Origin of the sequence: Arthrobacter crusticola (assembly GCF_004357995.1) — a bacterium.
GTDB lineage: Bacteria > Actinomycetota > Actinomycetes > Actinomycetales > Micrococcaceae > Arthrobacter_D > Arthrobacter_D crusticola.
This window is the reverse complement of sequence record NZ_SMTK01000002.1, coordinates 1-26,009: the sequence shown is the minus strand read 5'-3', so window position 1 is coordinate 26,009 and position 26,009 is coordinate 1. Positions and strand designations below refer to the sequence as shown.

Below are 26,009 nucleotides of genomic sequence, written 5' to 3'. Positions count from 1 at the left end.
TATCCATTATGAAGATCTCGCAGCTGAGTGCCGCCAGCGGCGTCTCCCAGCCCACGATCAAGCTGTACCTGCGCGAGGGCCTCCTCCCTCCAGGAGCCAAGACCCATGCCAATCAGGCGGCCTACTCGGAAGCCCATGTGCGGCGCCTCGGGATCATCCGCACGCTCACCCAGGTGGGCGGACTCTCTGTCGCTTCGGCCAAGACCGTCCTTGACGCCATCGACTCCGACCTGCCGCTGAACTGGACCTTCGGCCTCGCCCAGCGCGCGGCCTCACCCGACGTCGACGGAACCGACCTCAGCGACGCCGACCTTGCCCGCGCGGACGATTTTCTCGCCGGCCTGACCTACCACGACGGCCCCGGCCGTTTCGGCGTGGCGAAAGCACTGAGGGCCATGGCCGATGCCGGGCTTGAGGCCGACGGCGCGTGGCGGGAAAGCTACCGCAAAGCGGCCGAGATCATCGGCGAAGCCGATATCGACCTGATTGACCGCCGGGAGGGCCGGCTGGCCAAAGCCGAGACCGTCGTGATCGGCACCGTGCTCGGCGATGCCCTCCTCGCCGCCCTCCGCCGCGCTGCGCAGGAGCACTTCTCCAGTCAGCGCTACCCCTCCAGGAGCACCGAAACCGCTCCCTAACGCATCTCCCTGATCACCTTGGAGACATCATGGAACTGCTCATCCCGGATTCCCCGCGTCCCATCCGTGCCTCGCTGACGTGGCACCGCCCGCTGCTTGTCCTCGCCGGGGCCATGGCCCTGCTTGCCGTCATCAGCCTGCTGGGGCTGATCCTCGATCCCCGCGAAATCACCGGCGCTCCGGCGTGGGCCAAACCACTGAAGTTCGCCCTGTCGATTTTCATCTACGCCCTCACACTTGCCTGGCTCATGGGCCTTCTCACCCGCGGACGGAGACTCGCCTGGTGGACGGCCACCGCGGCGGCCGCTGCGCTCGCTGCCGAAATGGTCGTCATTGTCGGCGCCGTGCTGTTCGGTACCACGAGCCACTTCAACGTCTCGACTCCGCTTCACGCCACCCTGTGGGGGGTCATGGCGCTTTCGATTGTGGTGGTCTGGCTTGCCACGCTGCTCGTCGGCATTCTCCTGGCCCTCAGCCGGCTCGGCGACCGCACGGTCTCGTGGGCGGTCCGGGCCGGGGTCGTCCTTGGCCTGGCCGGTATGGGTGTTGCATACTTCATGACCTCACCCACCAGTGCCCAGCTCGAGGATTTCCAGGGGGTGGCCGGAGCCCACGCCGTCGGCGTGCCCGACGGCGGTCCCGGGCTGTTCCTGCTGGGATGGAGCACCGTGGGCGGCGACCTGCGGGTCCCGCACTTCGTGGGGATGCACGCCCTGCAGCTACTGCCGATCGCGGCGCTCGCGTTGGCATCGGCTGCCCGCAGGCTCCCGGTTCTCCGGCCCGAGGGAGTTCGACTGGGTATCGTCATCGTCCTGTCGCTGCTGTACGCCGGAACGCTTGTGGTGCTCACACTTCAGGCCCTTGCCGGTGAATCTATCGTCCAACCGGGTCCGGTGACCGCCACCGCCGCTACGGGGCTGTTCGTCGCAGCGGCAGCAGCGATCGCGGTCATCCTTCGCGCCGGCCGGTCCTCCACGGTCCGAACCACCTAGGCGTCGATCCGCCGTCCGATCCCCCGCCGACCGGTTCCCCGCCGGCAGGCGCTAGGCTGACCGGCATGAGTAAATGGGCGGGCGGTTGAGCACCTTCGGTGAATGGTTTCTGGGCACCTTTGCGCGGGGTCAGGCTCCGGTGGTGTCGTCGATAGAACTGGTACTCATCCTTGCCGGAGCGGCAGCGCTGTCGGTTCCGCGGGCCACCTGGCGGTGGTTCGGCCTGGTGTCGACGGTCGTACACGAGCTCGGGCATGCATTTTCAGCCCTGATGGTGGGGCACAGGATCACCGGCATCACCCTGAGGCTCGACCACTCCGGCAGAACCACCTCCTTTGGCCGAAGCGGGCTCCGGACGGTGTGGTCGGGGTTCTGGGGCTACCCCGTTCCGGCGGTGGTCGGGGCCGGCCTCGTCTGGGCCGGCCTTACCGGGTGGGGGCCGGCCGCGATGTCGGCCGGAACCCTCGTCCTTGTGCTGACCGTCCTTTTCATCCGGAACGCCGGGGGCCTGCTGATCCTCCTCGGCACCATCGCCGCCGCCGTCGGGCTGATGCTCTTCGTCCCACCGGTGTTCACCGGGCACATCGTCGTCGGACTCGGGCTGGCCCTCCTGGTGGGCTCGGTACGCGACCTGCTCAACGTCACTCTGGTGCATCTCCGGCACCGGCACAGACTTGAAACCTCGGACGCGTACCTGCTCTCCCGGCGAACCGTCATCCCCTCCGCCGTATGGCTGTTCCTGTTCACCGCGGTGATCGGCGGCTCCTGGTTTCTCGCCTGGCGAGCCGTCGGAATGGTGGTGGCAGCGCTCTAGCCGCTGGACGACGGCGGCACCCGGCCGGCCCTCAGGAGCTCGACTTCAGGCCCTGCCAAGGACCGGGGCGGGGGCATCGATGACATTGGGGACGAAGCGGCAGAAGTAGTCGGTGATGTACCCGTCCGATTCGCGGATGCCCACACCGACCGCTTCTCCGTCGACAATCCAGGACCCGAGGACCGGGTGATTGCCGTCGAAGTCGGGCAGGGGGCTCCAGGCCTGGTAGCACCAACCTTCGGCACCGTAGTCTCCGGGCTGTTCGAGCTCGACCCCCTTGGCATGGATGCGGATATTGTCCCCTTCGCGTCCGTGAAGGGGTTTGGCTACCCATTCCTCCATTCCGTGGGGGCTGTCCAGGTAGGACGGCAGGAGGTTCGGGTGCCCGGGGTAGAGATGCCAGAGCGCGGCAAGGAGCGCCTTGTTCGAGAGGAACATTTTCCACGCTGGTTCATACCATCGGGTCATCACCGGCCATTCGCGGATGTTCCTGCCGAAGTCCTCCTTCATCATGTGTTCCCACGGATACAGCTTGAAGATGCTGCTGATGACGTTCTCGTCAAGGTCGACGAACCGCTTGGTGCGGGCGTTCCAGCCGATGTCGCTCATGTTGATGCCGACGGTCTCCCACCCCGCCTGGTTGGCGACATCGAGCATGTATGCGGCGGTCATCCAGTCTTCGCCCGACTCTTCGACTTCGGTGTGGGCCACGTGCAGCCTTGCTCCATCGAGGCCTCCACGCTGCTTTTCCCACGCCCGGACAAGGGCTTCGTGGATGCCGTTCCACTGGTCCTTGTGGGGCATCACGTCCTGCAGCCAGTACCACTGTGCGATCGACGCTTCGATCAGGCCGGTGGGGGTATCGCCGTTGTATTCGAGCATCTTGGGCGGGTTCACGCCGTCGTAGGCGAAGTCGAAGCGCCCGTAGACGGCGGGTTCACTGCGCGAGAGGGAGCTGGCTGCCAGCTTCAGGGCCTCCGGACCGATGCCGATGGTGCCCATAGCCCCGGTTGCAAGGTAACGGGCGGCCTCGATGCACATGCCATGCAGTTCCTCGGTGACCTTTTCGAGCATCTCGACTTCGGCCAGGTCGAACTGGTAGAAAGCGCTTTCGTTCCAGTACTCGATTGAGGAGCCATCGGGCAGGACCGTCGTCGAAAAGACGAGGCCCTGGCTTTCGATCTTCTGTTTCCAGTCAGGGCGCGGAACGGAGGGGATGCGTTTCACCTCAGCCCCCCATGCTTCCCGAGCGGCCGCCGCTGCCCGACTTGGCACTGTCGCCAAAACCGCCCCGGCTTACCGCCGAAGACCCCGAGGCGGGCAGTCCGCTTCGAGTCGAAGCACCAGCAGGAACCGTGGTGACGCCGCCTGCAAGCTGCGACCCGACGGGAGGAATGGACCTGCTGATGGCCGCGCTGCGCGCCCCCATGGCGAAGAAGTACCACCCGTAGACGCCGGAGGACCGGCCTTCCTCGCTGCACTTGCTGTCCTCGACCCGCTCCTGGGTGGTGCGGTCCTGGCAGACCTGGGCGTAGTCGGCGTCGATCACCTCGCCCGAGGGCGAGCAGCCGGTGAGCACGGCGCTTGCAAGAAGCGCCGTCACACCGATGGAAAGGGACGCACTTCGGCGGGCTCGATTCCGATTCCCCGCTGATGGGCCATGGATATCGGTCATGGTCGGCTCTCGGTTGCTGGGATGGTGGATGGATCCGGGCCTGCGGCTGGTACGCACAGAGCGCCCGATCAGGGGCAATGGAGCGGCCTAGTGGAACGGCGGGGTGTTGGCCCGAGCTCGACCCCTGGACCGGGATCCAGTCGATGACGTTTGAAAAGTACTGTAACCCACCAGCGACGGGCGCGGTGCGCCCTATGATTCTCTCCATGGCGGCGCTGGGAGAAGTTTCGTACTGGTCGGCCGAGGAAGGGTGGGGAGTGATTTCCTCTCCAGAAACCCCCGGCGGGTGCTGGGTGCACTTCAGTGCAGCCGCCGAAAGCGGTTTCCGGGATCTGGAAGAGGGTCAGCTCCTCGAAATGGACTACGAACGGGTCGAGAAGGACGGGTATCGTTTCTACGCCACCCGGGTGTGGTCCCCGGGTGTCCGGCCCGACCGCGCGGAGGAAGGCGGAGCCTCAACGAATCTGCCCGTTGAGGAAGAGCTGCGGTTCACGACCGGCGACGACAATCCCGCCCGGTTGCGCGCCCGCGGGGTTCCTTCAAGCCGACCCTACGAGAGCCACCTGCACATCACTTTCGACGACGACGGCCACGCTTCACCCTAGGCAACCGAAAATGCCACGAGCGTGACCACCGCGTTGTTGGCCGCGTGAAGCAGTACGGGCGCCCAGAGGTTCCGGTGGAACCGTTGAAGCAGTGCCAGGGCCACTCCGAGTGCGAAGAGATAGGCAAAGGTCAGCAGCACGAGGTGGACGGCGGCAAAGAGTGCAGCCGAGAGCAGGATGGCCGCGGAAGGTCGGAACCGCCTCAGGAAACCGCTGAGGAAGGCGCCCCGGAACAGCACCTCCTCCCACAGCGGGGTGAGGACGGCGATGACGATAAATGCGATTACAAAAACCGCGGCGGGCACTCCGGTGATGGCCTCGGTGAGGGTGTCGTCGGACGATCCAGCCGATGAGGTGTCCACGCCCAAGGGTGCGAGGGCAGCCAGGAAAAGCCCCTGCAGCGCTCCGGCGGCCAGCATTGAGACGGGGATCTGCCACAGCAGGTGGAACATCCGGCGCGTGGGACGCCGGAACCCCAGATCACCGAGGCTCAGGCGGTTCCGCCGAAAAAGATGGAGGTACAGCGAGAGGAAAATGACGGCGGTCGCCCCGCAGAGGCACACAACAACAAGGGCTTCGACGGAAGTAATGACGCCGAACAGCCCGACCGTCAGCACCGCGCCGAGGAAGGCAGCGGCATAGATTCCCACGAAGAGCATCGCCCAGCCGGCCTGCCTCAGGGTCACTTCCGGAGCCTCCTGCACCCCTTCGGGTAATCGGCGGACTGCGCCTGCGCCACCGGTGTCCTGATCTGGGCTTCCATGTGGGTCCATTATTTTCCCCGCGACGCCGTCATCCCGCAGGCGGGCCGGCCGCCCGCGATGGGCTGCTCCGCAGCGGCCGGGTGAGCCAGGCGGCCAAGATGGCAGCGGCTGGGGCCAGGACCAGAACGGGCCAAACGTCGTGCAGGGCCAAGGGGACGTCGACGGCAGGGGCGAGGATTGCCGCTGCCGAGACGAGCACCATCGCTGCTGCGCCGACGGCCGCGGCTGCGGTTCGCAACCCCGGAACATAGCGCTCCGCGAGGTCATGGAGTCCGAGCCCCGCCATGCTGCAAAGGAACCCCAGGGTGATCCCCGCGGCCAGTCCGAAACATACCCCCACGGGGAGCAGCACCGCTCCGCCCCCGCCGGACGCCAAGAAGGCCCCGCAGGCAGTGCCCAGGACAGCGCCGGCACCGATGCCCTTTAGCAGAATGCCCATTGCCGGTCCGGCCGGCGCGGCAGGGGCGTCGGCGTCACTGATCACCATGGGCCTGAGAATACTCCCAATTTCCTCGGGCCCAGCCACGGTCCCGCGCGTCCGCGTGAGCCGCAGTATGGCCGCGCGGCCTTGTCCGCCGTCGGACCAGGCGGGACAATGGGCCTGTGCAGAACGTGCAGCCGTCCCCTGAGACTTTGGCAAAGGTGGCTGGGTCGGCGGTTGGTGCGTGCCGCCCGCTTCCCGTGGACGACCATGTGCTGGTCCCCCTCGGCGTCCCGCTGTCGAACATGACAACGGCCGGGCTGTGGCGATTGCAGGGCGCGGCGGGCGAGGGAGAGGACCGTCACGCCTTCTCATCGATCCTCAAGGTGATCCATACTCCGCTGCGCTGGGCCGGGATTGAGCAGATCCCTGAGGAGCTGCGGGGGTTCGTCGTCGAACACTATCCCTGGCGGACCGAGGCCGAAGTTTACGCCGGCAGCCTGGGACAGTACCTGCCCGAAGGACTGCGGCTGCCCAGGGTGCACCACATCGAGGAGCTTGACGAGGACAGTACGGCGATCTGGATGGAGGACGTTCGGCACGACCCGCACGCTGAGTGGGACCCCGACCGTTTCGCCCGGACGGCCTACCTGCTCGGCCGTTTGGCCGGAGCAGCGGGGGCGCCACGCGGGAACTATCGCGACCTCGCCGACTACGTCTTCGGGCCGGGCGAGCACATCTTCATTCCTCGGCTTCGTTCAGGGACATCCCGTTCCCACCCCGCTTTCGAAGGCAGCGTGGATGACCGCCTCGAGGAGGACTTGATCGCGTTGACCGGGCAGCTTCCCGCGCTCCTTTCGGAACTGTCGGCACTCCCCCGCACGCGCGCGCACGGCGATGCCTGCCCCCAGAACCTCCTGCAGTGCCGCGATGGCGTCGTGGCCATCGACTGGGGCAGCTTCGGCACCGCCCCGGCCGGCTTCGACCTCGGCCAACTGCTGACCGGACTCGTCAATGAGGGGCTGCTTCCCGGATCGGCCCTGCCTGAGCTCGCGCCTCGTTGTCTCGATGCCTATCTGTGGGGACTGCAGGATGAAGGGGCGCCCCTCCCCCGGGAACTGGTACGGAGGGGCTTCGCCATCTCCACCGCGATCGTCAGCGGGCTCTCGGCCCTGTTCCCCCCTGAGCTTGACGGGCCGGACTCCGAGCACCTGCACCGGCTGATCGCCGCACGGGCCGATATGGCCCGTTTCCTCATCGCCGAACTGGCCGCCTCCTCGGTTTCCTGATCGGGGACGCTGAATCTATCTGTTGTCGGAACGGGGAATCCTATGGCGACTTTCGTGCTCCTCCACGGCGGCGGTTCCACTGCGTGGGACTGGCATCTGGTTGGTCCGCTTCTTGAAGGCGCGGGACACGACGCCGTTGCCGTCGATCTGCCGATCGAGGATGCCGACGCCGGGCTCGAGCAGTATGTCGCCGTCATCGGCGCCGCTGTGCCGGCCGCCCCGCAGGTCATCGTCGTCGGGCATTCCCTCGGTGGCTTCATCGCTCCTTTGGCCTGTGAATATCTCGACGCCGACGGCCTCGTCTATCTCGCCGGAATGATTCCACTGCCCGGTGAGAGCTTCGCCGACTGGTGGACGGCTACGGGGCACGACCTGGAGAGCGTCGATGACGACCCCGAGGTTCTCTACTTCAATGGCGTCCCTGATGCTCTTGCCCGCGAAGCACGGGCGCGTGAGCGGGATCAGCAGGGCGACTGGATGTCCCTGCCGTGGCCGGCGGACCGGCACCCCGCGGTGCCCACGCTGGCCATCCTGTGCCGGGAAGACAACCTCTTCCCGACCTCCTTCATGAGGCGCCAGGTGCGCGAGCGGCTGGGGATCGAGCCGGTTGAGGTCGACGGCGGGCACTATGCCGCCCTCAGCCACCCGGGCGCGGTTGCCGCCGCCTTGGTCGACTTCGCTGGGCGGTTGGCTGGCTAATCGTCATGCTTCCGCCCGGAGCCTGACCGGAATTGGCCGTACCGTGGGGCTGGTCGTAGTGACGGCGTCGACGCGCGACCGGCGCACCCGATTGCGACCGGCTCACCCGATAAACCGGGCGCCGCCGTCGCTTTCGGGCGCCGCCGTCGCTTTCGGGTACCGCGGACGCAGGCCGCACCACATCGAGCCGTCCTTTGCAATGTGACGAAGCCAATACGCGCCCGAGGCGGAGAAAGCGGCGCCTATCTGGACAATGGAACCTGTGGTGGGGACCGTATCTTGAGGAACGCTGAATGCAGTGGCTGAATAACAATCGTGACCTTCTTCCGTCCGCCGGCGCGCTCGCGGGCGTGCTCATATTCTGGACTGCCGGAGCTTTTGGCGGTCTGAGGGTGCTGAATGGATTCCGCTCCCCGTTGGCGGAGTTGATCGGGCTCTACCTGATGTTTTTACTCCTGATTGCCTCGGTCGCCGTCGCGTTCTGGGCCATCCGCGAACTGCCAAGGCGGCTCGCGCACCGGCGCCACGCCGACCGCTTGCCGCTGCGCCAGTAACGGACGCCCTCCACGCCGCGGGGCTGCGACTGCCGCCGGGCCGGGGATGAGGTCCCTCTCAGCTGCGCCACTGGTGCCGCCTTCCGGGTTGCGCTGTTCGAGGTGTCCATGGCCTGTTGACACCGCTGGGACACTGGGGCCGTGAGCTTCTTCGACAGTATTCCGGCCCCGCCGCCCCCGCCGCAGCGGCACCGGGAACCGAGCCTCGACTGGCTTCGTCCACCCTCAGATGAGCTGCCGGCGGTCCTTCCCGTGGGCCGGCTCCTCTGGCGTGGCGGGGACGCCGTGGTGGGGGTCTCCCATCTGGAGGCCTACTCCACCGGGTGCTCCATCCAGATCCGCTGGATGCATCGCCGCGGCTCCAAAACCGACGGGGATTGGAACGCCCTGTTGGATCGGTGGATGGGCCAGGACCGGCAGAGCGGGGAGGTCCTGCGCTTCGGGGTCGGCCTGCCGGACGGCCAGAAGGCCTCCACCCAGAACGTCCCACGGTCCGGGTCTGGGCCCGTCACGGGACCGGTCCTTATGGCGCGGGCGGAGGCCGGGGCGTCGAAGAGCGCCATCACCGGGTCGGTGGAACTGTGGCTGTACCCGCTGCCGGCGGCCGGGGAACTGCTGCTGGCCGTGGAGGGCGCCCTGCTGGGAATTCCGGTGTCAACGATGGTCCTTGATGCCGGGGAAATCCGCCGGGCCGCACAGCGCAGCGGGGGCTTCTGGGCCAGCGCGCAGCAGTAGCCGCCGTCGAGCCTGTTGGGCGGCCGTCGCTGGCCTTACCTATGTGCCGGAATCCCGGAAAATTGCGGTGCTGCCCGGGGTGGCGGGTGAAGTGGGGATCAGCCCAAAAACTACTTCCAGCCGGGCAGGGGCAGGCGTAAGCTCGGCCGCATCATCGTCAATGGAGACGTGGAGTGCCATGAACAATCCATTCAGGCAACCCTTCGCGGTGATGACCGCCTCGGCCACCGCGCTCATTCTTGCCCTCACCGGCAGCGCTCTTCCAAGAATCAGCGCAACCGCTGATCCGGGCTGCCTGCCCGGCTACCCGACCAAGGTGGCCTGGGAGCTTGCATACGAGCAGTATTACCAAGATTTCCATCTCTGCCGGGATGCAAGCGGGAGGTATGTCCTGCGGAACCTGACGAAACAGGTGTGGATCTTCCCCGGAGATGTTTTCGTCAGCGCGGTTGATTCAAGCCCCTTCCGAACGCACTTCAGCGGCTTGTTCAGCGGCACCCCGCATGTCGTGCCCGGGCAGGCCGTCTCAGTGGCCTCATCATCCCAGTTTCTCCCGGCACCCGACCTGTCACTGACGTCCGCATGGGCGGCCTACAAGCTGGTTGCCACGCGGGCCAAGCGAATCTCCCTGCAGACCGCATCAACACTGCTGTTGACTTCTCCGTTGACCCGAACCGCACTGAATGAATGCGCATGGGCGGTCGAAGAACACGTCATGGACTTCACTGCTGGAGAGCCGACCGACCCCGAAACTGCACTGGCCACCATGGACCGGGTGTTGGCCCGCACCCATGGTGACGCTAGGTGCGTTGCAGCCGTCGCCGATATGGACGAAGACCTGAAGTCCAGACCGGGAAGCCAGAAGGTCAAGAAATGGGCTACGTGGGTCGAGAAAGCGACAGGGACAGGCCAGACGCAGGCGCGGGTTCGCAACGCCGTGGAAACCATTTCTGATTTCTGCCTGCACACGAACGTCCGTTTCAAGGGCTTCGGGTGTTGATCTTCCGTGGCAGGGCCTGACGCTTAGCGCGCTCTCCCGACTGCTGCCTAGACCCGGGGAAGGTGGCGCGGTTTGGCGCCTACCTGCACGGGTGCACGATGATCCCGCACCGCCTGGCTCGTCTCCTGGCCCAGATGGGCCAGTGCTTTCAGCTGGTCCTCGGGACCCAGCTTCTCGAACAGTTTCGACGCCGCATACTTCGCACGCCGTTTCCTGGATGCCCATGCCCCCCACGCGGCAAGGCCAATCAATACGGGGAACAGTGCAAGGTTGGTCAAGAGGATGAGGTTGAGCGGGAGCCCGGCGAAGGCGGCGATGACGATCGACAGGACGGTGTACAGGACGACGGCCACCATGGCTCTTTGGATGGGCTTGGCCCCGAGGTAGTAACCGGCGTGTCGTGACATGAGGAATGTGGCCAGCAGCAAGCACGGAATGGTCACCCCGAGCGACAGCAGGCCCGCAACCACCATCATCGTCGTCTCGTCCCCGCCGGTGGTCGCGACGATCATGCCGGCCAGGAAGCCCATGAGGCCCGACAAGAGCCTGTCCGCTGCGAGCAGGGAAACGGCGAGGATGAGGACGACGAGAACAACCGGCCGTGTGATGACAGCATGGCCCAGCGCGTCGGCTTCCTGAACAGGGTCACGACGGTGCCTGCGGTTTAGGTAGACATACCAGGGAGGTACGGCGGCCGCTGCCGTTGTGATGACGGTGGTGGTGCCCTCGTCCCAGCGGGCCCACCTGCATAGAACCGGCACGACCGTCACCGCCGCAGTTTCGACCAGGAGAAGGGCGAGCGTGTGTTGCTGGGGATCTGCTGGGGCTGCTGTGTCGGCCATGGCCAAGTTCCTTAGTCGCGGGGGCCCCATCGGCCCCGCCGGCAGATACACCCCAGTCTGGCACCGGTGGAAAGCCTCGTCATTACTCGAATTCGCCCACCCGCCCCGCAGGAGCCGCTTCATGGCGCCGACACTTCATCCCCATCCCCCGCCATCCGAGTGCGGCCGGGCCGGTATCCCTGCACGCGGCGGCATCGGAGCCCGGGCGGGCCCGGATAAATTGGAGGAATGGCTTCACCGCAACGCGAACTCGATCAGGTAGCGAACCTGGGCCAGCGCGGCTGGCGTGACGACGACTCCGCAGCCCGCGTCCTGGAAATCCTCGCCGGCCTGCGGCAGGGCGGGCTGATCGGCCCGGACGCGATTCTTGAGGACATGCGCTCCCGCGGCTTCAGCCGTGCCGACCTCGCCCGATTGAGGCTGCTCATCCGGAAGACCCCCGCGGAGGCTCCTACTCCTCGTTGAGGAGGACCCGGATGGTGTAAAGGACCAGCTCCCGCTGGTGGCGGGCGTCAGCGCTTCGGTGTCCAGTCCCGCCACGACCTACTTCGCGCCCGGCATGATCAATCGTTCCCAGGGTCCGCAATGTCGGTCTTCACCCGGCGTCGGCGCTCTGCCGGGTGGCTTTTCTTCCATTCGCGGCGGGTCATTGGCTGGGCATCCTGCGGAAGGCTTCGGCGGTACGTCTTGTATTCGCTCCTGCCTGCGCCGTGGCCCATGTACACGAAGAATTCGAGGAGCACGTCGAGGACGATCTCGATGATGGTGCTCATGGATGCACTGCTTTCATGTGTCCCCCCATTGCTATGCGCTGCATCCTACCCGGCCGGGATCAGTCGTCCCGGATGTCGAGAACTTCCTTCCAGGGCCACCCCTTGGTCCGGCTGGCGCTCTCGGGCAGCACGAGCGTTTCGCGGAGCCGAAAATGCGAAGGGCTGGGCGGACGCGCAGCCGTACACTCGGTGCTCCCGGGAGCCCACCCACCGCCGCGCCGTCAAGGCAGACCAGTTCCTGTCGGTCCTGCCTCGGGCGTCGGGTTTCGCCCGGACCGTCAACGTGCTGATCGGTCTCACGATCGGGTGCCCTGATCGGATGACCGTGCTCGGCTCGTTCGCCGCAGCGTTCGTTGCGGGCTTCACCTGGTTTAGCCGCCGCCGACCGACGCCCGCCCGCTTCACTGTCTGGGCCGTTAAGGACGATCCCGGAGCACTAAGGCGCAAAGTCAGAAGCCAAACCCTCGCCCTCGCACACACGCCTGCAACCGAACCGCTGGGCGCCCTGAGCACCGCCATGTGTTTCAGCAACGTGGAGTGGGGCCAGGCACCGGACTCCGCCTGGAGCCAAAGGCGCCACCGTGACGCCCCTCAGCTCTGGGTGACCCCGTAGTCGGGCAGCTGCTGAAGGGACCAGGTGTTGCCGTCCGGGTCGGAGAAGTACACGAAACTGCCCCATGGCTGGAGGTCGACTTCGCTTGCCTCCACGCCGTTTTCGAGGAGCATTGAACGGGCCCCGGCCGCGTCCGGCACGACGATCTGGACGCCCTTCTGCGAACCAGGGGCCATCTCCGTCATTCCCTCCCCCAAAACAATGGAGCAGGCAGAGCCGGGTGGGGTCAACTGTACGAAACGGACGCCTTCGCCCACACGGTGGTCGTGATCCAGCACGAAGCCCACCCTGTCGCGGTAGAAGCCGATCGCCCGGTCAACGTCGGAGACCGGGATGGCGACGAGCTCGATTTTCCAGTCCATGAGGTTCCTCCTGTTGGTCCTTATGACTGCAGGGTAGGCCCGATTGCGGACGGAACCGGTCCTTGTCCTTTCAATACAGGGTGCCGGATCCGCGGGATCGTCGGCGGCTGGGACGGACCGTCGATGGCCGAGCCGGCCGCGTCGTCCCACCAACCCGCTGTGCTCGTGGGGAATCTCGCCTACAGGAACCCGCCCGCCCTCAAGATCACTTCCGCCATAATCCACTGACCCACCCCGCCCCCAGTGTCTCGGAGGCCGGGTTCCTGAAGAAGTCCTCCAACGCTGATTCGACGGGCGAGATGCCGTTGCCGAAACGCGAGGGGATGAAGCCGGTGCCACCCACCACCGACACTTCGACCGGTTCGCCTTCGGCCTGCTCCGGATGAACAAGGGCTGCCGACGACTGGTCCACACCCGAGTCATGGTTCCGGTGGCAGACCAGCGTCAAGTCCAGGGGAGCGGCCGCGGCCGGATCGGCGTCGATGCTGTGGAAGTAGGAAGGGGTTATGCCAAGGAACATGCGGAGACGGGCCGGGCGCCCTTCCCGGACGCTACTGCGGAGGTCGGGTGCTCCTGCGCAGGGGGCGGGTGAGCCAGATGGCCAGGGCCGCCGCAATGGCTGCCAGCAGCAGCACCGGCCACATGTATTCCACCTCGAGGTTTCCGATGATGGCCCGCCAGGCGAGAATAACGACGGCCGCGGCGCCGGCGGCGGCGGCCGGGGCCCGCAGGACCGGAAGGAACCGTTCGGCGATGGTGTGCAGGGCCAGACCCGTGACCGCGCAGGTGAAGCCTGCAACGAGGCCGACGGCCATCCCGAAGAGTGGTGTGAAGACCAGCCAGCCCCACCCAGGCGCACGATCTGTCAGGCCCACGATGAGCCCCGCGATCAGGCCCAGCACGCCGCCTGCGCCTATGCCCCGGAGCAGGATGCCGAGGGCGGGTCCTGCTGGAACGGGAGTTGTTCCGTGTTCCACCCGGTCAGCGTTCAGGTGTCCGCCTCAAGGGTCGGGTGAACCAGACGGCCAGGACGGCGGCAACGGCGGCCGCCGCCAGGACCGGCCAGAGGTCATGCCAAGTCCCTGGGGATCCAACAGCCGTAACGAGCGGCACCAGCGCCGCGCCGAGGGCGGCCGCCGGTGCACGCAGCACGGGGACGAAGCGCTCGGCGAGGAGGTGCAGCAGCAGCCCAAGGACGGTGCAGACAAGGCCTACGGCGGTGCCCGCAATCAACCCGGCGACCATGGCAAAGGGGACTGCGCCCACAGACCAGTATCCGGGCAGCAGCAGGATTAGGCCGCCGCTGACCAGGCCCAGGACGGCGCCGGCGCCAATGCCTTTCAGCATGACCTGGTCGCTACGCGGGTCCGGGGCGGCGGTGCTGGTGTCTTCGCGGATCAACATGGGCCTGAGCCTACCTCTCTCAGTGTGGTCCGTCGGTTTACCAGTCCAGCGTCACGGCCTCGCCGCTGCGCTGCGGCAATAGGGCATCGAGTGGAGATTACTCAAGAGGGGTGGGGGCCGCGCCGCTGTCGCTGAAGGGTGAGCCATGCACCCGGAAAGCGCCGCCGTCCATCTCGATGTCTGAGATGCGTGCGTACAGGAAACCTGCCCCCGCCACAGCAGCCAGGAGACCCCGGTTCCCAGAGCGAGGAGCAACAGGGCTCCGGCGGGGAGATACCGGGTGTAGCAGATCCGGACCGCCTCACCCATGCCGTTGTCCTTGACGCCGGTCGCCCACCGCTCCGCTGTCACCCAGCGGCTGGGTGATTCCTCGCTCGTGCCCGTACCCGCCACGTATCCGTCTGGTTCAGGGCCATTGCTGGCGCCCAGTCTGGCATGGGCCCGCCCCTCCGGTGTGACGCATAATGAACCCCAACCGCTTTCGGAGCGATCACTGCATTCCAGACCAACGCGAGGTGGGCCCATGCGCGATTACGACCATTTCATCGCCGCCCTGAGCGACGTCACCACCGACGTCGCCCGGATCTCCGTGGAGGGTGAAGGAGGCTCGGCCCAGGTGATCGTCCAGGCCCCGAACGGGAGGAAGCTGCCTTTCGACGGCACGCTTGATGACGTCTACACCGCGGTTGAGAACACGGACGCGGAGGGCTTGTATCCAGGCGAGGACGCTTCGTCGATAGACACCAAACTTAAGCTCTTTTCGGTTCACATCTATGAGGCGCTGGAAACCGCTCCTGATAACGCCACGCTTCTCCGCCTGCGCTCCTTCGGAGTGAAGGCCGTATAACAGTGCTCCACCGGGATCCCCAGCCGAGGGTGGCTGGGAGTCCCTCCTGTCCGCAGTGTCCTTGGCCGCTGAACGATCGGGGCGGGGTCCGGGCTTCTACCGGACGGCAGCGGCCGTGCTTTCCTGAGCTGCTCCACCAGGACTCGAACCTGAAAACTCCGAGTCCAAAGCTCGGCGGCTCTACCAATTCGCCCAAACGCCTCTTTGGCTAAGTGGACCGTATGGCAAAACCCCTCCTGCTAGGTGTTTCGCCTAGTCAGAAGGGGTTTCTGGAGCCCCCTGCCGGATTCGAACCGGCGACCCCCTGTTTACAAGACAGGTGCTCTGGCCAACTGAGCTAAGGAGGCGTGCTGGCTGCACCAGCAGGCACCGCTGCGGTCACCAGGACACAACAGGCGCTCCCTAAGGTTAGCCCAGCGTTCCGGTTCGTGGAAACTCAGCCGAGCTTCTCCTCGACGATCTTGCCGAAGTTTGCCACGGCGTCCGGGACCTCTTCACCGTCGACATAAACGGTCGGGGTGCCCTCGATGCCGGCGGCCTGCGCTGCCTCCGTCGTGTACTTCGCCCAGGGCCGGAAGGTGCCCTCGGACAAGCAGGTGGAGATGTCACCGGCACCCACCTCGGCCGCCATGTCGGCCAGCCCGCCGTCGTCGAGCTCACCGCTTTCGAAGTTGGCGAACAGCGCGGTGGAAAAGTCGAAATAGCTGTCCGGCGCAGTATCCGCCACGCAGGCGAGCGCGCTGGCCCCCCGCGAGGAGTAGTCGTCGCGGGAGTTGCGGTCGAGGTAGGCGACGTTGCGGTACTCGAGGGTGATGTCACCCGCATTGAGCCAGCGCCGCAGGTCATCCGAATACTCGTTCTCGAAGTTGGAACAGTGAACGCAGTTCACATCGACATAGGCCACCACCGGGATGGGCGCCCCGTCCGCGGCGGGCTCAACGCCCGGTGGCAGGTCCGCTCCCGACGCGGGCTCTTCCGACAACGACGTGACGTCGATCTCACCGACCTCGGTCTCGGCGAGGTCGGAGGTGGACACCAGGGTGAATCCGCCCTGGTCGTTGCCGTGCTGCGGTGCCGGGCCGACATCGGGCACCCGCCCGCGGATATTGGCGGCGACAACCAGCGCGATGACGACGGCGATGACGACGGCAGCGGCCACCACGCCCCACCGGATCAGCAGCGAGTTGCGCTTGGCGGTGCGTTCGGCCGCCTCGCGCTGGAGCCGTGCCCGCTCGCGGGCCTCCGCTGAGCGCTCGGCCTTGCTGGGCTTACGGGAATTGCTCGGTGCCATCGGTCCTTCTGCCTTGCCTGCTTCTCCGGGACGCTTCCCCATCCGCCCCAGTTTATCGGGACTGGCCGGTGCCCCTAACCGATAGAGTTCATCAGTAGGCCTACTAATTGCAGGAGTTTTCAATGAGCGAAGCGACAACGGCAGCGGATTCCGACACCGACTACGGCGACTTTGACTTCATCGTTGTCTCCAACCGGCTGGCGGTCGACCGCGTCACGGACGACGAAGGCAACAGCTCGTGGCGCCGCTCCCCCGGCGGCCTCGTGACGGCGCTTGCACCGGTCATGGCCAAGACCGACGGCGCCTGGGTCGGCTGGCACGGCGCTCCCGACGAGGCCCTCGACCCCTTCGATGAGGGGAACATGCGCCTTGTCCCGGTGCCGTTGAGCGAGGACGAGGTTGAGCTCTACTACGAGGGCTTCTCCAATGCGACCCTCTGGCCGCTCTACCACGACGTGATCGCGCCCCCGGAGTTCCACCGCACCTGGTGGGACGCCTACCGCCGGGTCAACGAGCGCTTCGCGAAGGCCACGGCCGCGTCGGCGGCCCACGGCGCCACGGTGTGGGTCCAGGACTACCAGCTGCAGCTGGTGCCGAAGCTGCTGCGCAAGGCCCGCCCCGACCTCGTCATCGGCTTCTTCAACCACATCCCGTTCCCGCCCCTGGAGATCTTCGCGCAGCTGCCCTGGCGCCGGCAGGTCATCGAGGGGCTGCTCGGTGCGGACCTCATCGGTTTCCAGCGTCCAAGCGACGCCAGCAACTTCCTGCGCTGCGTCCGCCGCTTCCTCGGCCACACCATCCGCCAGCAGCAGGTGCAGGTCCCCGCCGACGGCGATGCGCCCGCCTACGTCTCCCGTGCCGAGGCGTTTCCCATCTCGATCGACGTGAACGCCATCACCGAACTGGCCAAACGTCAGGACATCATCGAACGCTCCCGCGAGATCCGCCGGGAGCTCGGCAACCCCAAGCACGTCCTGCTGGGCGTGGACCGCCTTGACTACACCAAGGGCATCGGGCACCGGCTCAAGGCCTACGGGGAACTCCTCGAGGACGGCTCCATCACCGTTGAGGACGCCGCGCTCATCCAGGTGGCAAGCCCCAGCCGGGAACGCGTGGAGCAGTACCGCCTCCTCCGGGAGGAGATCGAGGGCGCTGTGGGCCGCATCAACGGCACCTACGACACCATGAAGAACACAGCGATCCGGTACCTCCATCACAGCTACCCCGTCGAGGAGATGGTCGCCCTGTACCTCGCCGCTGACGTCATGCTCGTCACCGCGCTGCGCGACGGCATGAACCTGGTTGCCAAGGAGTATGTTGCGGCCCGCACCGAGAACCGCGGCGCCCTGGTGCTCAGCGAGTTCGCCGGCGCCGCCGACACCCTCCGGCAAGCCGTCCTGGTCAACCCCCACGACATCGACGGGCTGAAGTCCGCGATGGTTACCGCTCTGAACATGCCCCCGGCGGAAGGCATCCGCAGGATGCGCATCATGCGCCGCCAGGTGCTCCAGAACGACGTCGAACGTTGGTCGCAGGCCTTCCTGACCGCCCTGCGCAACGGCTCGGCAGGCAACAGCGATGCCTGAGCGCACCGATCTCCGGACGGCCCTTGAGGAACTCGCCGCAACACCGGTGCTGCTCATCGCACTCGACTTCGACGGCGTCCTCTCGCCGCTGGTCGAGCGGGCCGAGGACGCCCGTCCGCTCCCGCGCTCCGCAGCCGCGCTGAAAGCCCTGGCCGCGCTGCCATCGACGACGACGGCACTGATCTCGGGGCGCGCGCTCGGCAGCTTGAGGGAGGTGGCCTCCCCGGAGCCGGAAACCCTGCTGATCGGCAGCCACGGCGCCGAAACCTGGACCGGCCCGGACGCCGCACCCCTCACCCTCGACGCCCGGCAGGCCGAACTGCTCGACGCGGCGGCCGACGTCATCGAGAGCGTCGTTGCGGCCCATTCCGGCACGTGGCTTGAGTCCAAGCCGGCCGGCGTCGTCCTTCACACCCGGTCCGCGGCCGACGATGTCGCCGCCGATGCTGTGGCCGCTGCGCGGGACGGACTCGCTGGGCTTGACGGTCTCAAGGTCACCGACGGAAAGCGCGTCCTCGAAGTGTCGGTGGTCCACGCCGACAAGGGACAGGGACTGGGGCTGCTGAGGGAGCTCAGCGGGGCCACAGCCGTGCTTTTCGCCGGTGACGACGTCACCGACGAGCACGCCTTCGGCGTCCTGCAGCCCCAGGACGTGGGCATCAAGATCGGTGAGGGCAGCACCGCTGCCCGCTACCGTCTGGGCTCCCCCGAGGACCTCGCCGGCGCCCTTGAAGACCTTTATGCCCTGCGCCGTCAATGTGCTTCCTCCGGGCATTCGTGACATACTCCAAGTGGGTATCGACCGGCTCAGCCGGTTCTGCCCGGTACAACTGAATATCACTCCATTCACTACGGATCGTCGGGCACGTACCTGCCCGTGAAAAGGAAATAAGAAAATGGCAACGGTAACGTTCGACCAGGCCACCCGGGTGTACCCGGGGACCGAAAAGCCCGCTGTAGACCGCCTGAACATCGAGATCGCCGACGGCGAATTCCTCGTCCTCGTAGGCCCGTCCGGTTGCGGCAAGTCCACCTCCCTGCGCATGCTCGCGGGACTCGAAGACGTCAACTCGGGACGCATCCTCATCGGTGACCGCGACGTCACCGACGTTCCCCCGAAGGACCGCGACATCGCGATGGTCTTCCAGAACTACGCCCTGTACCCGCACATGACTGTTGCCGACAACATGGGCTTCGCCCTGAAGATCGCCGGTGTCTCCAAGGAAGAGCGTGCCGAACGCGTCCGTGAGGCTGCCAAGCTGCTCGACCTCGAGGACTACCTGGACCGCAAGCCGAAGGCACTCTCCGGCGGTCAGCGCCAGCGTGTCGCCATGGGCCGCGCCATCGTGCGTAACCCTCAGGTCTTCCTCATGGATGAGCCGCTGTCGAACCTCGACGCCAAGCTTCGCGTCCAGACCCGCACCCAGATCGCGTCGCTGACGCGGCGCCTCGGGGTCACCACGGTCTACGTGACGCACGACCAGGTCGAGGCCATGACCATGGGCGACCGCGTCGCGGTTCTCAAGGACGGCATCCTCCAGCAGGTTGACACCCCGCGCAACCTGTACGAGCGCCCGAAGAACGTCTTCGTTGCCGGGTTCATCGGCTCCCCCGCCATGAACCTCCTCGAACTGCCCGTCGCCGACGGCGGCGTGCTGTTCGGCGGTACCGTGTACCCGGTCCGCAACGACATCCTCGATGCGGCCGCGGGTAACACCGTGACCCTGGGTGTCCGTCCCGAGGACCTCGTGCTCGCCGCCCCCGGCGAAGGCCTGCAGGTTGAGGTCGACGTCGTCGAGGAACTCGGCGCCGACGCCTACATCTACGGCCACACCACGCTCAACGGCCAGAACCACGACATGGTGGCCCGAGTCGACGGCCGTCGCCCTCCGATGAAGGGTGACACCGTGTTCGTCCGCCCCGAGCAGGGCCACGTGCACCTGTTCGACACGACCTCCGGCGCCCGCCTGGCCGAAACGGTCTAGCTCAACGCGTTTCCGGCAATGCGGTGGTTCCCATGCTGCGTCTTCACGGACGGGGGACCACCGCATTGCGGTTTAAGCTGACAGACCTCCTGCTTTGCGCACTCCCAGTGACCGGCCCACCGACGGTCCTACAGAAGGCAACACCATGACGGAAACCTACAACGCCAACTGGCACGACGAACCGACCGACTATGCGCAGACGGGCAAGCTGCCGCGCATCCGGACCGCACCTCCGGAGTCGGCACTGGGCTCACTGAACATCACCGCGGCCTCCGCCGACCCCGAACTGCTCGATCTGCCCTGGCACATCGCCCTCGAGGAATGGCCGACAGAGAGCCTTGCTGCCCTCCCCCGCGGCATCTCCCGCCACATCGTACGGTTTGCGCACCTCGGGGGTTCGGTCATCGCCGTGAAGGAAACCAGCGAGCACGTCGCCCGCCACGAGTACCACATGCTGCGTAAGCTGCAGCGCCTCGATGTGCCGTGCGTCGAACCCGTCGCGGTCATCACCGGCCGCACCACCCCCGACGGCACCGAGCTCGACCCGGTGCTGGTCACCCGGCACCTGAAGTTCTCGATGCCCTACCGCGCCCTGTTCTCCCAGACACTGCGGCGGGACACACTCACCCGCCTGATCGATGCGCAGGCCCTCCTGCTGGTGCGCCTGCACCTCATCGGGTTCTACTGGGGCGATGTCTCGCTATCGAACACGCTGTTCCGCCGGGACGCAGGAGCCTTCGCCGCCTACCTGGTGGACGCCGAAACCGGAGAGCTCTACCCGGAACTCTCGAGCGGCCAGCGGGAGTACGACCTCGAGATCGCACGCGTCAACATCGCCGGCGAGCTGATGGACCTCGCCGAGGGCGGACTGATCGAGGAGAAGGTCGACCCGCTGGCGACCAGCGAGCTGATCATGGACAGTTACCGCAGGCTGTGGACCGAACTCACGGCGCGGGAGTCCTTCGAACTCGGCGAACGCTGGCGCGTCAACGCCCGCATCCGCCGACTCAATGACCTCGGCTTCGACGTCGAGGAATACGTCATCAGCACGGTCGCCGACGGCTCCCGGATCCAGCTGCAGCCGAAGGTTGTCGACGCGGGCCACCACAGCCGCCGGCTGCTCCGCCTGACCGGCATCGACGCCCAGGAAAACCAGGCCCGCAGACTGCTCAACGACATGGACGCCTACCGTGCGGACAACAATAATCTCGACGTCGACGAGGAGATCAGCGCCCACCTGTGGGTCAGCGAAGTCTTCGAACCGATTGTGCGGTCGGTACCGCGTGAGCTCGGCGGCAAGCTCGAGCCCGCCGAGGTGGTGCACGAGGTGCTTGAACACCGGTGGTACATGTCCGAGCGGCAGGACCGCAACGTGCCCATGGCCGAGGCAGTGCAGTCCTACCTCGACTCAGAGCTACGGCACCGGCGCGACGAGGCCGAGATCATGCTGACCGCCGATTCAAGGACCATCGGGCTCGACGGCGACAGCAGCTTCCCGGACAGCTGAGCGAGTCCGGGCCGGCGAGGCCGGCCCGGACTCGCTCAGGACCCCGCGTCTAGGGGCACTGGATTTCCCGGCCCTCATAGACCTGCCGACCGGGCCCGTTCTGCTGGCAGAATTCGGCTATTTCGGTGGCAACGGGCAACGCCGCGATAACTGCAATGACCACCAGGACCAGGATGATGGTGGCCAGGGCGCCGACGATGATGCCAGCCACCGCGATGCCGTTGCCCATCCCGGCCTTCTTCGACTTTACGAGCGCGACGATGCTCAGGATCAGCCCGACGGGGTTCAGCAGGGGGATGAACGCGAGGATAAGCCCCACAATGCCCAGGGTGCGTCCTGGGTTCTCGCGGGGCCCCTGCTGGCCGGGGTAGCCGCCCGCCGGATATCCCGACGGCTGGCCGTACGGCGACTGGCCGTAGACCGGCTGGCCTGAGGTCTGCCCGTAGGCGGGCTGGCCGTACGGGGCAGGCGACTGGCCGTACGACGGCTGCCCATACGGGTTCGAGCCGGGGTTGGAGGATCCAGGACCTCCAGAGCTTCCGCCCGGACCCTTGCCGTACGGATCGTTGGAACCGGATCCGCCGTGCGGACCTGCTGGGTTTTCTGACACTTGCGCCCCTGCAATCTTGTCGGTGCAGGAACGAACTCCTGCAGGGGCCCCGCGGGCCTCTGGGCCGAGAATATCACCGCGGAGAGGGCGTGACCGGGGTTCGGGCCGGCTCGCCCGAACCCCGGCGGCAGCTCACGTCCAACCACGATCCCTCCGTCCGCAGGACACCGCTGCAGAGCACGGACGCGGGACGCCGCCGCAGCACGGAGCACTGCCCAGTCCCCTACCGCCACCCCGCGGGGCCGGGAGCAACCTCCTCCGGCATCCCGGCAGGGGATGTGGCAGAAATCATGAATGCAAACGTTTACACGACGATTGAAACAAGGACCCTAGTGGCACCCAGGTTACCGATTGGTAACGGCCTAGACACGGCGAATAGGGGCCTGTAAACGCTTTCAGTATTGGCACTTACAGGTCTACGATGTTTCCCATGTCCTTTTCAGCGGCCGTCGACACGGCAGGTTTTAGCGCTCCCGACGGAGCCGTTCCATTCCATGACCCCATCCACCGGCAGCACGCAGACGATGCGTGGTGGCGCTCCTCGGTGATCTACCAGGTGTACCCCCGGTCCTTCCGGGACGCGAACGGTGATGGCATGGGTGACCTTGCCGGCGTGCGCGAGGAATTGGAGCACCTCGTGCGGCTCAACGTGGATGCCGTCTGGCTCTCCCCCTTCTACACCTCGCCGCAGCGCGACGGCGGCTACGACGTCGCAGACTACTGCGACGTCGACCCCTTGTTCGGAACCCTTGCCGACTTCGACGCCCTGACTGCCCGTGCCACCGAACTCGGCATCAAGGTCATCGTCGACCTCGTGCCGAACCACGCTTCGAGTGACCATGTCTTGTTCCAGCAGGCCCTCGCCGCCCCGGCCGGGTCACCGGAGCGTGCAATGTTCGTCTTTCGGGACGGGCGGGGCGAGCATGGAGAGCTCCCGCCCAACAACTGGCAGTCCCACTTCGGAGGACCGGCCTGGACGCGCGTGCTCAACAGCGACGGGTCGGGCGGGCAGTGGTACCTCCACCTTTTCGATTCATCCCAGCCGGACTTCAACTGGGACAACCAGTCGGTGCGGGATGAGTTCGAGCGCATCCTGCGCTTCTGGCTTGACCGCGGCGTCGGCGGATTCCGGGTCGATGTCGCCCATGCCCTGATCAAGGCCGAGGGACTCCCGGACTGGGGCGGACGCGCCGACGGAAGCTCAAGCGAAGGCTTCCCGGGACATGAGGCTCCGATGTTCGGGCAGGAAGAGGTCCATGCGATCTACCGCAGCTGGCGCAAGATCCTCGATGAGTACGACGGCGACCGGGTGCTCTGCGCCGAAGCCACCATCGACCCCCTGCCGCGGCTGACCGACTGGGTCCGCCCGGATGAAATGCATCAGGCATTCAATTTCGCCTACCTGCACCACCCGTGGAACGCCCACGGGCTGCGGAACGTCATCTCCAGCTCCCTTGAGGCCTTCGACAGGGTCGACGCGCCCACCACCTGGGTGCTGAGCAACCACGATGTCGTCCGTCACGCGACCCGTTTCGGGCTCGGCGAGGACTTTCCCCGTCCCGGTGATGGAATCGGCCACCTTGATCCGCAGCCGGACACCGCGACCGGGCTGGACCGCGCCCGCGCGGCCTCCCTTGCCATGTTCGCCCTTCCCGGCGGCATCTATCTCTACCAGGGCGAAGAGCTTGGCCTGCCCGACCACACCACCATGCCGGCCGAGTTCCGCCAGGATCCCACCTTTGCGCGGACCGGTGGGGAACGGCTCGGTCGTGACGGATGCCGGGTTCCCCTTCCGTGGCGTGCGGAGGAGCCGGCCTATGGTTTCGGGACAGCGGACACCCCCTGGCTGCCGCAGCCCGAGAGCTGGAAGGCCCTCGCCGTCGACCGCCAGGACTCGGACCCCGGATCGACGCTGAACCTCTACCGCTCGGCGCTGCGCCTGCGGCGTGAACTGGGCCTTGGAGCCGGATCGCTGCAGTGGAGCGTGGAGTACGAGTACAGCGACACCGTGGCGTTCCGCAACGGCGACGTCGTCGTCCTGATCAACATGGGAGAATTCGATACGCAGCTGCCCGGTGGCTCGATTCTGGCGACAAGCCATCCCGAGGCGGGCGCTAACGGGCTGCTGGCACCCAATCACTGTGTGTGGCTGAAGCTTAACTAAAGAGGCCGGGCTAGCTAAGCCCGGTTCGAAGGGGGAGGACGCCGTGGCCGGCATCAAGGACGTCGCGAAGCGCGCCGGAGTGTCGACGGCCACGGTGTCCCGGGCCCTTAGCGGCAACGGCCGGGTGTCGGAGAAATCGCGCCTGGCAGTGCTGAAGGCGGCCCGGGAACTCGAGTTTGTCCTCTCCTACTCGGCGTCGTCCCTGGCTTCGGGCAGGAACCGCAATGTGGGAGTGGTGGTTCCCTCGGTCAACCGCTGGTACTTCTCACAGATCGTCGACAGCGCCGCGGCCGCCCTGCTGGAGGCCGGGTACGACCTGACCCTTTACAACCTCAGCGAAGGCGCGAAGCACCGGGACCGCGTGCTGTCGGAGTTCCTGCTGCGCCAGCGGTGCGACGGAGTCATCTCCGTGGCACTGGAGTTGAGCAGGTCCGAACTGGGCCAGCTGCTCGCTGTGGGCAAGCCGGTTGTGGGAATCGGAGGCGTCCTGCCCGGCGCCCATACGATCAGCGTCAACGACAGGGAGATCGCCACCCTGGCCACCGAGCACCTGCTCAGCCTGGGACACCGCAGGATCGCACACATTGGAGGCGTCGAGGCGTTTGAAAACGACTTTCGAATCTCAGGTTCCCGCCGTGAGGGCTACGAGGCAGCGATGACCGCGGAGGGCCTTGAGGTCCTTCCCTCCTGGCGGGCTCACGCGGACTTCACCATCACCGGTGGATATACCGAAGCGAAGCGGATGCTGGGACATCCGCACAACCGACCTACAGCGGTGTTCTGCGCCTCGGATGAAATGGCGATCGGAACCATCCTTGCCGCCCGGGACCTTGGTCTCCGGGTGCCCGAGGACCTCTCTGTGATTGGCATCGACGGCCATGACCTGGGCGGAATCTTCGGACTTACCACCATCGCCCAGTTCCCCGGCCAGCAGGGCGAGCATGCGGTGAAGAGGCTGCTTGGAATGCTCACCGGTCCGGAGGATGACGGGATCCTGCCGGCCAACGAGGACGCCCAAACCGAGCTTCTCGTGCGCTCGAGCACATCAACTCCGGCCGACAGGCCCTAACCCCGTCTCGGAACGCCCGAAAGGCCCGGACCGGGACACCGGGCCGTGGATAGCCCCTAGTTCTTCGCGTAGCAGGACATCAGACCGCCCCACCCATGAAGCGCGCATACTTGGCCAGGGCCAGCGGCCAGAACCCCTCATAGCGTCCGCGCAGGCCGTCGGGGCCTTCCTCCCTGGGCCAGCCGCCGTGGACGAGGTCGACGGTCGTGGCAGGTGCCGCTCCTCCCACCCCGTCGAAGGAAAGCTCAACCGTCGTCGCGGGGAAGGGGCCGGGGCGGTGCCGCCACAGGAGAGACACGGCGCGGTGACCCTCCCGCTGGTCCTCACGCTCGATGACCTCCGCCCAGACGGCCTCCTCATCGTCGGCTGAGGTTTCGACGAAGACGCCGCCCTCGAGGTCGAAGAAGCTTCCAGCGCCCCAGACACTGAGCTCGGCGCCCGGCCACCACAGGTGGAGATGTTCGGTGAACCCCGAAAAGGCGTCGGCCACGTCGGCCGGCACGCGCACGGAAGCGCGGATGTCCGCCCCAGTGCCGCCGCCGGCGGGCTCCGGAGCCGCATGGGAAAAAAGTCCACTCATAGTTCGACTCTACCGGCGCGCGGGCCAGCGGACCGAGGGCCGGCTGGTTGGTGGCCGGTGGATCGGGCCGGCTGGGTGACGGCCCCTGCGCCGGGTGGTGGCCGGCGGGCCGGTGGTGGTGCCGGCCGGTGATCGGCCCTGGGGGTCCGGTGCGGGCGTATCCGGGGCCCGTCCGGTGGCCAGGCGCCTG

Annotated in this window: 30 protein-coding genes and 2 tRNA genes; 17 read left to right on the top strand and 15 right to left on the bottom strand. The window is 66.6% G+C overall.

Translation table 11 applies throughout. The annotated features are described in order from the left end of the window. The first annotated feature begins 8 nt into the window (after positions 1–8). From E2F48_RS04115 to E2F48_RS04105, 3 genes are all read left to right on the top strand, one after another. Entirely contained in the window at positions 9–638 is a 630-nt protein-coding gene (locus E2F48_RS04115) for a MerR family transcriptional regulator (protein WP_133402758.1), read from the top strand. A 29-nt stretch (positions 639–667) separates the two neighbouring features. Further along, positions 668–1,630 carry a hypothetical protein gene (locus E2F48_RS04110; RefSeq protein WP_133402757.1) on the top strand — a complete coding sequence of 321 codons (963 nt, stop codon included), beginning with the start codon at positions 668–670 and terminating at the stop codon, positions 1,628–1,630. 142 nt (positions 1,631–1,772) lie between these two features. Then, positions 1,773–2,444: a M50 family metallopeptidase gene (locus E2F48_RS04105; protein ID WP_342772576.1), complete on the top strand. Its 672-nt coding sequence runs from the start codon at positions 1,773–1,775 to the stop codon at positions 2,442–2,444. A gap of 45 nt (positions 2,445–2,489) precedes the next feature. On the opposite strand, the gene E2F48_RS04100 is transcribed toward E2F48_RS04105, so the two are convergent. Together E2F48_RS04100 and E2F48_RS04095 are read right to left on the bottom strand one after the other, a co-directional pair. Then, positions 2,490–3,671, bottom strand: coding sequence for a glutathionylspermidine synthase family protein (locus E2F48_RS04100; protein WP_133402755.1), 1,182 nt, complete (start codon positions 3,669–3,671; stop codon positions 2,490–2,492). Position 3,672: 1 nt separating this feature from the next. After that, positions 3,673–4,047: a hypothetical protein gene (locus E2F48_RS04095; protein WP_133402754.1), complete on the bottom strand. Its 375-nt coding sequence runs from the start codon at positions 4,045–4,047 to the stop codon at positions 3,673–3,675. Positions 4,048–4,325: 278 nt separating this feature from the next. Between E2F48_RS04095 and E2F48_RS04090 the strand changes: the two genes are divergently transcribed. After that, positions 4,326–4,724, top strand: a complete 399-nt coding sequence (locus E2F48_RS04090) for a cold-shock protein (protein ID WP_133402753.1) — start codon at positions 4,326–4,328, stop codon at positions 4,722–4,724. On the opposite strand, the gene E2F48_RS04085 is transcribed toward E2F48_RS04090, so the two are convergent. Beyond that, positions 4,721–5,410 (bottom strand): CPBP family intramembrane glutamic endopeptidase, encoded by a 690-nt coding sequence (locus E2F48_RS04085; RefSeq protein WP_246018514.1) that lies wholly within the window; start codon positions 5,408–5,410, stop codon positions 4,721–4,723. The genes E2F48_RS04090 and E2F48_RS04085 overlap by 4 nt on opposite strands. A 106-nt stretch (positions 5,411–5,516) precedes the next feature. Continuing rightward, positions 5,517–5,975, bottom strand: a complete 459-nt coding sequence (locus E2F48_RS04080; RefSeq protein WP_133402751.1) for a hypothetical protein — start codon at positions 5,973–5,975, stop codon at positions 5,517–5,519. A 116-nt stretch (positions 5,976–6,091) separates the two neighbouring features. Between E2F48_RS04080 and E2F48_RS04075 the strand changes: the two genes are divergently transcribed. From E2F48_RS04075 to E2F48_RS04055, 5 genes are all read left to right on the top strand, one after another. Next, positions 6,092–7,198 carry a phosphotransferase gene (locus E2F48_RS04075; protein ID WP_133402750.1) on the top strand — a complete coding sequence of 369 codons (1,107 nt, stop codon included), beginning with the start codon at positions 6,092–6,094 and terminating at the stop codon, positions 7,196–7,198. 42 nt (positions 7,199–7,240) lie between these two features. Further along, positions 7,241–7,897, top strand: a complete 657-nt coding sequence (locus tag E2F48_RS04070; RefSeq protein ID WP_133402749.1) for an alpha/beta fold hydrolase — start codon at positions 7,241–7,243, stop codon at positions 7,895–7,897. A 293-nt stretch (positions 7,898–8,190) separates the two neighbouring features. Beyond that, positions 8,191–8,451 (top strand): hypothetical protein, encoded by a 261-nt coding sequence (locus tag E2F48_RS04065; protein WP_133402748.1) that lies wholly within the window; start codon positions 8,191–8,193, stop codon positions 8,449–8,451. Between the two features lie 141 nt (positions 8,452–8,592). Continuing rightward, a complete protein-coding gene (locus tag E2F48_RS04060) occupies positions 8,593–9,186 on the top strand; it encodes a hypothetical protein (protein WP_133402747.1) in 594 nt (197 codons plus the stop codon). A 178-nt stretch (positions 9,187–9,364) separates the two neighbouring features. Continuing rightward, positions 9,365–10,186, top strand: a complete 822-nt coding sequence (locus E2F48_RS04055) for a hypothetical protein (protein ID WP_133402746.1) — start codon at positions 9,365–9,367, stop codon at positions 10,184–10,186. A gap of 47 nt (positions 10,187–10,233) precedes the next feature. Here E2F48_RS04055 and E2F48_RS04050 read toward each other — a convergent pair whose 3' ends face one another. Further along, entirely contained in the window at positions 10,234–11,028 is a 795-nt protein-coding gene (locus E2F48_RS04050) for a hypothetical protein (protein WP_133402745.1), read from the bottom strand. A 228-nt stretch (positions 11,029–11,256) separates the two neighbouring features. On the opposite strand from E2F48_RS04050, the gene E2F48_RS04045 reads away from it, so the two are divergent. Next, on the top strand, positions 11,257–11,493 hold the full coding sequence (locus tag E2F48_RS04045; RefSeq protein ID WP_133402744.1) for a hypothetical protein: 237 nt from the start codon (positions 11,257–11,259) through the stop codon (positions 11,491–11,493). A gap of 98 nt (positions 11,494–11,591) precedes the next feature. Here the strand turns inward: E2F48_RS04045 and E2F48_RS04040 are convergent, their stop codons facing one another. From E2F48_RS04040 to E2F48_RS04020, 5 genes are all read right to left on the bottom strand, one after another. Then, on the bottom strand, positions 11,592–11,801 hold the full coding sequence (locus E2F48_RS04040) for a hypothetical protein (RefSeq protein WP_133402743.1): 210 nt from the start codon (positions 11,799–11,801) through the stop codon (positions 11,592–11,594). A 591-nt stretch (positions 11,802–12,392) separates the two neighbouring features. Continuing rightward, positions 12,393–12,776: a VOC family protein gene (locus E2F48_RS04035; protein ID WP_133402742.1), complete on the bottom strand. Its 384-nt coding sequence runs from the start codon at positions 12,774–12,776 to the stop codon at positions 12,393–12,395. A 205-nt stretch (positions 12,777–12,981) separates the two neighbouring features. Continuing rightward, positions 12,982–13,296, bottom strand: a complete 315-nt coding sequence (locus E2F48_RS04030) for a hypothetical protein (RefSeq protein WP_133402741.1) — start codon at positions 13,294–13,296, stop codon at positions 12,982–12,984. A gap of 31 nt (positions 13,297–13,327) precedes the next feature. After that, the gene (locus E2F48_RS04025) at positions 13,328–13,753 is read right to left on the bottom strand and encodes a hypothetical protein (protein ID WP_133402740.1); all 426 of its coding nucleotides are present in this window, start codon (positions 13,751–13,753) and stop codon (positions 13,328–13,330) included. A gap of 4 nt (positions 13,754–13,757) precedes the next feature. After that, positions 13,758–14,180 carry a hypothetical protein gene (locus E2F48_RS04020; protein ID WP_133402739.1) on the bottom strand — a complete coding sequence of 141 codons (423 nt, stop codon included), beginning with the start codon at positions 14,178–14,180 and terminating at the stop codon, positions 13,758–13,760. Positions 14,181–14,703: 523 nt separating this feature from the next. Here E2F48_RS04020 and E2F48_RS04015 point away from each other — a divergent pair. Continuing rightward, positions 14,704–15,027 (top strand): hypothetical protein, encoded by a 324-nt coding sequence (locus E2F48_RS04015; protein WP_133402738.1) that lies wholly within the window; start codon positions 14,704–14,706, stop codon positions 15,025–15,027. A gap of 124 nt (positions 15,028–15,151) precedes the next feature. On the opposite strand, the gene E2F48_RS17255 is transcribed toward E2F48_RS04015, so the two are convergent. The 3 genes from E2F48_RS17255 to E2F48_RS04005 form a co-directional block, all read right to left on the bottom strand. Further along, a tRNA-Gln gene (locus E2F48_RS17255) sits at positions 15,152–15,230 on the bottom strand. Positions 15,231–15,297: 67 nt separating this feature from the next. Beyond that, a tRNA-Thr gene (locus E2F48_RS04010) sits at positions 15,298–15,374 on the bottom strand. An 89-nt stretch (positions 15,375–15,463) separates the two neighbouring features. Further along, positions 15,464–16,318, bottom strand: coding sequence for a DsbA family protein (locus E2F48_RS04005; protein WP_246018513.1), 855 nt, complete (start codon positions 16,316–16,318; stop codon positions 15,464–15,466). Positions 16,319–16,440: 122 nt separating this feature from the next. On the opposite strand from E2F48_RS04005, the gene E2F48_RS04000 reads away from it, so the two are divergent. The 4 genes from E2F48_RS04000 (at position 16,441) to E2F48_RS03985 (ending at position 21,396) form a co-directional block, all read left to right on the top strand. Then, complete coding sequence (locus tag E2F48_RS04000; protein WP_133402737.1) at positions 16,441–17,904, top strand: alpha,alpha-trehalose-phosphate synthase (UDP-forming); 1,464 nt, start codon at positions 16,441–16,443, stop codon at positions 17,902–17,904. Next, complete coding sequence (gene otsB / locus E2F48_RS03995; protein WP_133402736.1) at positions 17,897–18,685, top strand: trehalose-phosphatase; 789 nt, start codon at positions 17,897–17,899, stop codon at positions 18,683–18,685. The genes E2F48_RS04000 and otsB overlap by 8 nt, the downstream gene beginning before the upstream one ends. Positions 18,686–18,800: 115 nt before the next feature. Next, positions 18,801–19,889, top strand: coding sequence for an ABC transporter ATP-binding protein (locus E2F48_RS03990; RefSeq protein WP_133402735.1), 1,089 nt, complete (start codon positions 18,801–18,803; stop codon positions 19,887–19,889). 145 nt (positions 19,890–20,034) lie between these two features. After that, positions 20,035–21,396: a DUF4032 domain-containing protein gene (locus tag E2F48_RS03985; RefSeq protein ID WP_133402734.1), complete on the top strand. Its 1,362-nt coding sequence runs from the start codon at positions 20,035–20,037 to the stop codon at positions 21,394–21,396. A 49-nt stretch (positions 21,397–21,445) separates the two neighbouring features. On the opposite strand, the gene E2F48_RS03980 is transcribed toward E2F48_RS03985, so the two are convergent. Continuing rightward, positions 21,446–22,006, bottom strand: a complete 561-nt coding sequence (locus tag E2F48_RS03980; protein WP_133402733.1) for a DUF4190 domain-containing protein — start codon at positions 22,004–22,006, stop codon at positions 21,446–21,448. Between the two features lie 430 nt (positions 22,007–22,436). On the opposite strand from E2F48_RS03980, the gene E2F48_RS03975 reads away from it, so the two are divergent. Together E2F48_RS03975 and E2F48_RS03970 are read left to right on the top strand one after the other, a co-directional pair. After that, positions 22,437–24,170 carry a glycoside hydrolase family 13 protein gene (locus tag E2F48_RS03975; protein WP_185149788.1) on the top strand — a complete coding sequence of 578 codons (1,734 nt, stop codon included), beginning with the start codon at positions 22,437–22,439 and terminating at the stop codon, positions 24,168–24,170. 43 nt (positions 24,171–24,213) lie between these two features. Next, on the top strand, positions 24,214–25,239 hold the full coding sequence (locus tag E2F48_RS03970) for a LacI family DNA-binding transcriptional regulator (RefSeq protein WP_133402731.1): 1,026 nt from the start codon (positions 24,214–24,216) through the stop codon (positions 25,237–25,239). 79 nt (positions 25,240–25,318) lie between these two features. Here E2F48_RS03970 and E2F48_RS03965 read toward each other — a convergent pair whose 3' ends face one another. Then, positions 25,319–25,819, bottom strand: coding sequence for an SRPBCC family protein (locus E2F48_RS03965; protein WP_133402730.1), 501 nt, complete (start codon positions 25,817–25,819; stop codon positions 25,319–25,321). Between the last annotated feature and the right edge of the window lie 190 nt (positions 25,820–26,009).

What these genes read in the sequence shown, in the direction of transcription:
- E2F48_RS04115 (WP_133402758.1), top strand. Translation starts at nt 9, where the DNA reads ATGAAGATCTCGCAGCTGAGTGCCGCCAGCGGCGTCTCCCAGCCCACG.
- E2F48_RS04110 (WP_133402757.1), top strand. Translation starts at nt 668, where the DNA reads ATGGAACTGCTCATCCCGGATTCCCCGCGTCCCATCCGTGCCTCGCTG.
- E2F48_RS04090 (WP_133402753.1), top strand. Translation starts at nt 4,326, where the DNA reads ATGGCGGCGCTGGGAGAAGTTTCGTACTGGTCGGCCGAGGAAGGGTGG.
- E2F48_RS04080 (WP_133402751.1), bottom strand. Translation starts at nt 5,975, where the DNA reads ATGGTGATCAGTGACGCCGACGCCCCTGCCGCGCCGGCCGGACCGGCA.
- E2F48_RS04070 (WP_133402749.1), top strand. Translation starts at nt 7,241, where the DNA reads ATGGCGACTTTCGTGCTCCTCCACGGCGGCGGTTCCACTGCGTGGGAC.
- E2F48_RS04065 (WP_133402748.1), top strand. Translation starts at nt 8,191, where the DNA reads ATGCAGTGGCTGAATAACAATCGTGACCTTCTTCCGTCCGCCGGCGCG.
- E2F48_RS04055 (WP_133402746.1), top strand. Translation starts at nt 9,365, where the DNA reads ATGAACAATCCATTCAGGCAACCCTTCGCGGTGATGACCGCCTCGGCC.
- E2F48_RS04050 (WP_133402745.1), bottom strand. Translation starts at nt 11,028, where the DNA reads ATGGCCGACACAGCAGCCCCAGCAGATCCCCAGCAACACACGCTCGCC.
- E2F48_RS04045 (WP_133402744.1), top strand. Translation starts at nt 11,257, where the DNA reads ATGGCTTCACCGCAACGCGAACTCGATCAGGTAGCGAACCTGGGCCAG.
- E2F48_RS04040 (WP_133402743.1), bottom strand. Translation starts at nt 11,801, where the DNA reads ATGAGCACCATCATCGAGATCGTCCTCGACGTGCTCCTCGAATTCTTC.
- E2F48_RS04035 (WP_133402742.1), bottom strand. Translation starts at nt 12,776, where the DNA reads ATGGACTGGAAAATCGAGCTCGTCGCCATCCCGGTCTCCGACGTTGAC.
- E2F48_RS04030 (WP_133402741.1), bottom strand. Translation starts at nt 13,296, where the DNA reads ATGTTCCTTGGCATAACCCCTTCCTACTTCCACAGCATCGACGCCGAT.
- E2F48_RS04020 (WP_133402739.1), bottom strand. Translation starts at nt 14,180, where the DNA reads ATGTTGATCCGCGAAGACACCAGCACCGCCGCCCCGGACCCGCGTAGC.
- E2F48_RS04015 (WP_133402738.1), top strand. Translation starts at nt 14,704, where the DNA reads ATGCGCGATTACGACCATTTCATCGCCGCCCTGAGCGACGTCACCACC.
- E2F48_RS04005 (WP_246018513.1), bottom strand. Translation starts at nt 16,318, where the DNA reads ATGGCACCGAGCAATTCCCGTAAGCCCAGCAAGGCCGAGCGCTCAGCG.
- E2F48_RS04000 (WP_133402737.1), top strand. Translation starts at nt 16,441, where the DNA reads ATGAGCGAAGCGACAACGGCAGCGGATTCCGACACCGACTACGGCGAC.
- otsB (WP_133402736.1), top strand. Translation starts at nt 17,897, where the DNA reads ATGCCTGAGCGCACCGATCTCCGGACGGCCCTTGAGGAACTCGCCGCA.
- E2F48_RS03990 (WP_133402735.1), top strand. Translation starts at nt 18,801, where the DNA reads ATGGCAACGGTAACGTTCGACCAGGCCACCCGGGTGTACCCGGGGACC.
- E2F48_RS03985 (WP_133402734.1), top strand. Translation starts at nt 20,035, where the DNA reads ATGACGGAAACCTACAACGCCAACTGGCACGACGAACCGACCGACTAT.
- E2F48_RS03975 (WP_185149788.1), top strand. Translation starts at nt 22,437, where the DNA reads ATGTCCTTTTCAGCGGCCGTCGACACGGCAGGTTTTAGCGCTCCCGAC.
- E2F48_RS03965 (WP_133402730.1), bottom strand. Translation starts at nt 25,819, where the DNA reads ATGAGTGGACTTTTTTCCCATGCGGCTCCGGAGCCCGCCGGCGGCGGC.